This is a genomic window from Aeromonas sp. RU39B, from assembly GCF_900156095.1.
Classification (GTDB): domain Bacteria; phylum Pseudomonadota; class Gammaproteobacteria; order Enterobacterales; family Aeromonadaceae; genus Aeromonas.
The window spans coordinates 144,603-152,088 of sequence record NZ_FTMJ01000010.1 but is presented as its reverse complement, the minus strand read 5'-3'; the positions used below and the strand labels follow the sequence as shown (position 1 = coordinate 152,088).

Below are 7,486 nucleotides of genomic sequence, written 5' to 3'. Positions count from 1 at the left end.
TGGTCACTTCATCAGACATTGAAAATCAAAAATTGTTTTTGATGCTTCAATCCTGCGAGTGCCCACACAGATTGCTTGATTCAATTTGTTAAAGAGCTGCGCGATTCTCATCGCGACGGGAGTGGCATTCTACGCACATCCCGGTGTGAGTCAAGCCTTATTTCACAAGGCTTTTTCTCACTTCGACCGGCTCGCTGCGTATGCTGCGTTGCCCTGTCGATGGAGGCGCATTATAGGGAGCTGTTTCACGCTGGCAAGCGAAAATATAAAAAAAACAGCCAAATTCAGTGCGTTCGAACAAACCCCACGCAACAGCACAGGTTACTCCCAGAGTTATCCACATTTCGGTGATGTTAGGCGCCAAAATGTGGCCTAAAAAACGGAGCCCCGCATATGCGGGGCTCGGGGCAGAACGGTCATTCACTGTTCTCAGAACGGAATATCGTCATCGAAATCCATCGGCGGCTCGTTATATACGGGCGGCGCGGATTGCGGCTGAGCGGCCGGACGACTGTAGCCACCTTGCGGCTGCATGTTTTGCGCCGGAGCGGGGCGCGCATTCTGAGCCATCGGCTGCTGCGGCTGGCCCCAGCCTTGCTGAGCACCGGCCGGATTCATCGGCTGGCCACCACCTTGCGGACGACCGCCGAGCATCTGCATGCTACCACCCACGTCAACCACTACTTCAGTGGTGTAACGCTCCTGGCCATTCTGGTCCTGCCACTTACGGGTTTGCAGACGACCTTCAATGTATACCTGAGAACCTTTACGCAGGTATTCGCCAGCCACTTCGGCCAGCTTGCCAAACAGGACGACACGATGCCATTCGGTACGCTCTTTCTGCTCACCGGTCTGCTTGTCGCGCCAGGTGTCAGAGGTTGCCAGGGTAATGTTAGTAACCGCACCACCACTGGGCATGTAGCGAACTTCGGGGTCCTGCCCGAGGTTACCGATCAGAATCACTTTATTGACGCCGCGACTGGCCATATCTCACTTCACCTCATTATTGAAACCAGACAACGCTGGTCACACTGTTCATTACACCTTTTACATTGCCGGCCACGGGTCGACGGTTTTGACGACGCCATGGTGCAGATCGCCAACAGGGTGGCGATCCTTTCCATACTACCAGCAAGGCGACAGCTTCGCATCGTGGAGTTCCTAACTTGCAAACCCAGCCACACACTGACGCTTGACCTTGGACCATAGTCAAAGGTCTAGAGTGGTGACAAGAGTTGGAAATCCGAGGAGCACACCATGAGCCACTCCTGCTGTTCCAGTCAGCAAAAGTCTGCCATTAAAGCCATCAAGCCTTCGCTCGGTGGACAACATCACCACACTGCGCGCTGCTGCGACGCCAATGTTGCCGAGCATCAGGCGACACATGCCACTCAAAATAGCTGTTGCAGCCACGCCGAACCCAATACGGATGATGATCCCCCCCGAGCAGGATTGAGCGAGGCAACGGCTGGCACCCAACGTTTCAGCTGGCAGGTTGTCGGGATGGATTGCCCCAGCTGTGCCCGCAAGATTGAAACTGCGGTGGGACGGATCAGCGGCGTTAACCAGGTGAAGGTGCTGTTTGCCACCGAGCGCCTGATTGTCGATACCCTGCCGGGTCTCTCCCCCACAGTCATTCTTGACGCTGTTACGGCAGCGGGCTTTACGGTGGCCCAACCCACCTCCAACGCATCTGGTTCTGCTGCTGTGACCAGCACCCAGTCATTGAGTTGGCTGCGAGAAAACGTCAGCCTACTTTCCCTGGCGGCTTTGATGGCGTTGGCGGCGTTGCTTGGACAGATAACGCCGCAGCTTGGCACTGCACTCTTTACGCTGGCAACTCTGTGGGGGTTGTGGCCAGTGATCACCAAGACGCTCCGGCTGGCTCGTAGTGGCACTCCTTTTGCCATCGAAACGCTGATGAGTGTCGCCGCTATCGGTGCCCTCTATCTCGGCGAGACAGCCGAGGCGGCCATGGTGCTGCTGCTCTTTATGCTGGGCGAGAAGCTTGAGGCCTACGCCGCAAACCGAGCTCGCGCCGGTGTTACTGCGTTGATGGCGCTAGTCCCGGATCGGGCCGTTCGAATCATTGACTCGGGTCGGGAAGAGGTGGAGGCCAGCCAGCTGCGTCCTGGTGATGTCATTGAAGTCGCACCCGGCACCCGCCTGCCAGCTGATGCCATCTTGGTCGATCCTTTAGCTGCGTTTGACGAAAGTGCATTAACCGGCGAATCCATCCCGGTCGAGCGCAGTGCCGGCGACAAGATTGCGGCAGGCTCCCTGAGTGTGGATCGGCTGGTTCGCCTGCGCGTCGTGTCCGAGCCGGGACATAACGCTATCGATCGCATCTTGCAGCTAATAGAAGAAGCCGAATCACGCCGGGCTCCTATCGAGCGTTTTATTGATCGCTTCAGCCGCTGGTATACGCCGGCCATGATGCTGGTCTCCCTGCTGGTGATCCTCTGCCCACCGCTGCTGTTTGGTGCAGATTGGGATACCTGGATCTACCGTGGTCTGGCACTCTTGTTGATTGGCTGCCCTTGCGCACTGGTCATCTCTACTCCGGCAGCCGTCACGTCTGCATTGGCCGCGGCCAGCCGTCAGGGCGCCTTGATAAAAGGTGGCGCTGCACTAGAGCAGCTGGCCAGTATCAACCTGATTGCGTTCGACAAGACCGGTACCCTGACGCTGGGCAAGCCGGGAGTCACTGATGTGATCCTGTTATCGCAACACGCCACACGGGAATCGCTGCTGGCCGCTGCAGCCGCTATTGAGCAGGGCTCACGCCATCCGCTGGCACAAGCCGTGATCACCTACGTCGCCGGTGTAGGCATCACGCCCGGCGTTGCAAGCGATATCCGCGCACTCCCCGGCATGGGGGTGGAAGGGATGATTGGTAGCGAACGCTGGAGCCTGCTGGCCCCGCAGCATCAGCAAGGTCTCGATGCGCACGCGACCAGCCAAGCAGAACAACTGGAGCAGCAAGGCAAAACTGTCATCGTGCTGGCTTGTGAAGGTGTACCCTGCGCCTTGTTCGCCCTGCAGGATCAACTGCGCGGCGATGCTCGCAGCGCATTGGCTGAGTTGTCACAGATGGGCGTTACCGGTCTGATGCTGACCGGCGACAACCCCAAGGCAGCCGCTGCCATTGCTGCCGAGCTTGGTCTTGAGTATCGCGCCGGCCTGTTGCCTGCCGACAAGGTTTCTGCCGTTGCCGAGTTATCGAACCAGCAGGCAGTGGCCATGGTGGGGGATGGTATTAATGATGCGCCAGCCATGAAACGGGCGCGTATTGGAATCGCCATGGGGTCGGGCACCGATGTGGCTCTGGAAACCGCCGATGCGGCGCTGACCACCAGCCAGCTGCATGCGCTACCAGCCATGATCCGGCTGTCGCGCGCGGCACTGGCCAACATCCACCAGAACATCGCACTGGCGTTGGGACTCAAGGCAATCTTCCTGGTCACCAGCCTGCTCGGTATTACCGGCCTGTGGCTGGCCGTGTTGGCTGATAGCGGTGCGACGGCGCTGGTGACGGCCAATGCCTTGCGGCTGCTGCGAAAACGCTAACTCACCCACACCGCGCATTCAGATCTAGCGAGGTTGACGTTGCTCCTGCTCTCGGGCTGTCTGATGTTCAAAAGGCAGTCCGCTCGGGCGACATTCGATCACCTCGCGGACTTTGACGATCTGTCCGTTCATCTCCCGCCCCCGCCGCATAAATTGCGCGACGGGATCGCTCCCTTGCGGCACCGTGCCCTGCAGCACGACCTTCTGCCCATCTTGCAACTGCACGTAGCACTTCACATCCTGCACGGCAGCCTGGAGCGTCGTGGCCACCCCCCACAAGGCGATAGCCATTGCGCCTCTCATTGCGGCTCCTCCTCATACAGGTAGATCTTCTTTGGCAACATATCCATCTCAGCCTCTTCGGCGCCCTGCGAGCACTGACCGGCTGCAGTGCAGCGCAGTGTCTCATTCTGATCCTTATCGGTCAGGATCACCTCTTTGCCCGGGGCGCCACCGATGATTCGAATACGGGCATCATCCCCGGCATGCACCACCAGATCGTCTGCAACCTTGTTGCTCACCTCGACGTAACGCTCCGGTGTGCGATTACCAGCCTGATCAACCACATAACGAAATGAGGTGCCGTAGTGCATGTCCACCATGTATTGGCGCATATTGCCGATGGAGGCGATCACGCACTCTTCAAATGACTGCACCTGAGGCAAAAACGAGGTGAAGTAGAGTTTGCCTTGCAACACCACGGCTGAGCCCAACACTTTTTCACCGGCCTCGGTGAGCCAATAAACCCAGCCGGCGCGCGAGGTTATGGCTGCACGCAAGTTAAGTGTCTCGGTTTCGTCGGTCACAGTGGCAAAAGGATCGACGGTTACATCATAAAGATCAGCTGTCGTGATGGGGGGCGGTGGCGTCTTACTGCGATAACTGGTGGAGGTCACCTGATAGTCACGCAGCATGAAAAATGCGTTGTGCACCGTTGACTCGGTGGTTGGGCGATTACGATCCCCTGAGCCGATCAGTACCGCATCAAATGGTCGCTCCTGATAACGATAAGTGCTGGCACCAGCCAGCTCGGTGCGGGTGACCTGACGATTAATGGTTTTGACCACCACGGGCTGGGTGAAGAAACGGCGGTCACTGACTGGCTCACTGTCAGAGCCCAGACTGGCAAATTTGAAGACACTCCACTGCGAGCGATCTGCCGAGGGCATATCCATCCGCCAGATACTACCTCCAGTGTCACCGGCATAGACCCGATCCATGCGTCCATCGCCATCACTGTCGAGTAACGACACGGCGCCCGGCATACTGTCGACCATCTCGGTCACTTGTAAATTGGTACTGCTAGCGTTTGCTGGCGTAGCACTAAACAGCAACTGCCCCGAATCAGCGTTGACCAGATAGATCCCGCTGCCACTGCTGTCGGCACTGCCTAACCCGGCCACACTTTTGTTAAGATCGTAGCCACCGGCAAAGACCAGCACAGGATCATCGATACCGGGCACAAACGCCACATCCGGCACTGACCAGCTCTGGCCCAGCCCGGCAAAGCCGCTAGTTTGCGCATTGATAACCCACTTGAGCAGGGGCTGATCCGGCCGGGTGATATCAAGGGCGTAGTAACTGTGCCCACCGGCACGAAGACCGACGAACAACCAGACCGAATCGCCTTCGCTCGCCTTGATAACGCCGTTACTGTTGCTATCCCTGACCAGCGCCACCGGCGATGCGTCCACCCCATACACGTGTGTCGCAGACTCGGCATTGATGCGCAGGATCGGCTGATTGGGTAACAGCTCGTAAGGCATCATGGCCCAGCTCTCATCAACGCTATCACCCAGGTCTTTGAACATGTGCAAAAAGCCGCTGTTGGTGCCCATCACGATACGTAGATCCGGCGTACAACTACTGGCTCCGGTCGCAATGGTGCATCCATAGTTGATGACCAACGGTCTGGAGTGCAGTGGGTCGCCGATAATATCGCTGCGAATGGTGGTGCTCGCATCACCATCATCGTTGTCCACGTCCTGGCCCCGACTCCACGCAATCTGATCATCGAGCCCAGTGACGGAGGATAACCCCATATAGCTGGCCAGTAGCTCCTCACTGCCGGCGATAGCCGCCAGAGTGCTCTTGTCGAACGGATCGAGCCGAACCGGTGTCACCTTGCTATTGGTCACATAGAGGGTGCGGCTGCTTTTGCCCGCCAGCATGGCCTGCGCCCCACCCATTGTGACCTGATTGCCATCCTCTACACTCGACCAGTAGGTTTGTGCCTGCTCGATGATGCTGCCATCACTACGGATCGCCGGAAGTCCGTTAACATCACTGACGTAGCCATCGGCCGAGAGCACCAGTTTTTTCAGATTCCCCTTCCAGCGCGGACCACTATCGGGCTGGAACATGGCGTAATAGATGTTGTTGAGACTACGGGTACGGTCGAAGTTGTTGGTGGTGATCGCCGGCGACACCAGCGAGGTGTTGATGCGCAAAATCGCCAGCAGCGAGGAGCGCAGCGCCTGAGTCAGCGCCTGTGCATCCAGCGCCGGGTAGTATTCCCCTCCGCCGCGCCGCGCCGTTTCCGATAGCAAATTGCCCGCACCACTGACCGCCTCGTCGCCAAAACCTACGGTGAAGGTGGTGACTGTCTGCACGCCAGGCATGCCGGCGTTGATATCTTTGCGCTTCATATAGCCGGCCAACGCCGCCAGATAACTCTTCTCACCGCTTGAGCCATAGCCCACTGTTGTACCAAATGCGGCGCGCTCGTCGCTGGTCAGCGTGCTAAGCAAGCTCTGAACTGCCGTATTGGCCGAGGTGTCGTTGGTCGGTGCCCCGTCGGTGATATAGATGATGTAGCCATTGTTCGAACACTTGTCATAGGGTGCCTGGTAGGTCCCGGCCGGATTTTCCGCCTGAGTATCGCGCAGCGGCGTCAATGTCCCCCCCCGACTGCCATACAGAACCCCCTGCCCACCGTAGAAACGGTACGCCTCGTAGAGGGTTTCACACAGCGGCGTCCAGGTCTGGGCCTGCAGGTTGTCGATGCGATCCAGCAGTTGCTGACCGGCACTGGTGCCACCCACATCGCTATCATTACTCAGGATGCGCCGCACGATGCGCCCCCCATCGGTGGCTGACGCATCATTCATATTGAACACGGCCAGACCAAAATCGACGCCGGGCGTTGAGGAGATCACCCCGCTGACCGCCTCTTTGGCGATCTGCAGCCGCGAGCGCTGCGTCACCCCCTGCGGACTGTGATACCAGCGCACATAGTTGGCCGAATAGAGGGTGACGCTGGTATTGCTGCCGGTCGTGGCCTTGGTCACGTCGCTGGTGTAGTACCACTGACCCGAGGTGTTAGAGGTTTTGTTGATCGGGTAGCCGCTTGCCACCGACCCTACCGGTAGCGAACCACTAAAGGGGTTGGCTGAATTGCGATCCAGAATGTCCTGTTTACAATCGACCAGTACAATATCGCTCTCACGGCGATTGGAGACCGACTCCCAACTCCCCTGCCGAGGCACGCCACCGCTGTAGCTGGCGTAACGATAACTCCAGATCTGGGATTGGAAATAACCGGAGTTGGCCAGCGGCGCTTTGGAAGCAGCGCAGGCATTGATGCTGTTGCGAAAACGGCGAGTACTGTCGATAGCCGGCACCGTGCCGTCGGTCGAGAAGTAGAGATACCCGAGTGAGTTACCCGAATCCGGGTCCCCGCTTAGCGCCGGATAAATGACCGCCGGATCGTAGGGTGAATGCACCACATCCATGCTGTCGGCCATGCTGCCGGAGTTATCAAAAATAACCAGCACCTTGGGGCGATAATCACCCGCCTTGGAAAAATCGTAGATAAACAGCTCGGTATCATCGGAATAACCGCTATCCGCCATTGCCGGCAATGCTGCCAATAACGCCATCCATAGCATGCGAACCCCAAGGTTTGGCATGACGC

General features: G+C 58.0%; 4 protein-coding genes. 1 reads left to right on the top strand and 3 read right to left on the bottom strand.

All coding sequences use genetic code 11. The features are described 5' to 3' along the window. Positions 1-429: 429 nt before the first annotated feature. On the bottom strand, positions 430-987 hold the full coding sequence (locus BW958_RS14410) for a single-stranded DNA-binding protein (RefSeq protein WP_076576453.1): 558 nt from the start codon (positions 985-987) through the stop codon (positions 430-432). A gap of 270 nt (positions 988-1,257) precedes the next feature. On the opposite strand from BW958_RS14410, the gene BW958_RS14405 reads away from it, so the two are divergent. After that, on the top strand, positions 1,258-3,570 hold the full coding sequence (locus BW958_RS14405; protein WP_076576452.1) for a zinc/cadmium/mercury/lead-transporting ATPase: 2,313 nt from the start codon (positions 1,258-1,260) through the stop codon (positions 3,568-3,570). A 24-nt stretch (positions 3,571-3,594) separates the two neighbouring features. Here the strand turns inward: BW958_RS14405 and BW958_RS14400 are convergent, their stop codons facing one another. Together BW958_RS14400 and BW958_RS14395 are read right to left on the bottom strand one after the other, a co-directional pair. Next, positions 3,595-3,873: a TapY2 family type IVa secretion system protein gene (locus tag BW958_RS14400; protein WP_083687355.1), complete on the bottom strand. Its 279-nt coding sequence runs from the start codon at positions 3,871-3,873 to the stop codon at positions 3,595-3,597. Further along, a complete protein-coding gene (locus BW958_RS14395) occupies positions 3,870-7,481 on the bottom strand; it encodes a pilus assembly protein (protein WP_256702029.1) in 3,612 nt (1,203 codons plus the stop codon). The genes BW958_RS14400 and BW958_RS14395 overlap by 4 nt, the downstream gene beginning before the upstream one ends. Positions 7,482-7,486 lie beyond the last annotated feature (5 nt).